We start from the raw sequence: 618 nt of genomic DNA, 5'->3' as shown, positions 1-618 counted from the left end.
ATCTTCAATGATCACGGGTATACATCGAATTCAACCAATTAAAGTCATCACCAATATCCAGATGACTGGGGGTAAAGGGATGCTAACGAACTGAAATACAATTGGAAGATGAGTTGCCCGTAACGTAACCACCAATTTAGTGAAATGGCATAATTTTCAAAGTAATCCAGTTATTTTAAGGTGATTGTCGCATTAAATATTGCAAAATATTGTTGTTTGGTTAAGAATTGTCTCGGGTTTACTCAGAAACATCTTGTTTTCTGGCGAAAACTGAACGGAATAGGGAGGTCCGGCCGTGAGTAAAAATGAAGTTTGTGCGGTTGCCCGCCAGGGGGATCGACCTCCACACTTTTTCATGGTTATGAAACATTATGTGTTCAAAGGAAAATAGTATGAAAATCAAATCACTGGTTGCTGGTATTGCCGCAGTTCTTTCTCTGGCTGGCGTCGCTAATGCGGCAACGACTACCGTCAACGGTGGCCCGATCCATTTCAAAGGCGAAGTCGTTAACGCGGCTTGTGCCGTGGATGCAGGTTCTATTGGCCAGACAGTGCAATTGGGGCAAGTAAAAACAACTTCACTGGCTACCGCTGGCGATGTCAGTTCTTCTACCGGGT

General features: G+C 43.9%; 1 protein-coding gene. It reads left to right on the top strand.

From position 1 onward, the window contains the following. Positions 1 to 392: 392 nt before the first annotated feature. Positions 393 to 618: fimbrial protein (locus U869_RS0128195; RefSeq protein WP_025123460.1), on the top strand; the 226-nt coding region annotated here is incomplete at its 3' end.

This window comes from Serratia sp. H1w, assembly GCF_000633355.1.
Classification (GTDB): domain Bacteria; phylum Pseudomonadota; class Gammaproteobacteria; order Enterobacterales; family Enterobacteriaceae; genus Chania.
The sequence above is the reverse complement of the archived record's forward strand: the minus strand, read 5'-3'. Positions and strand labels throughout refer to the sequence as shown.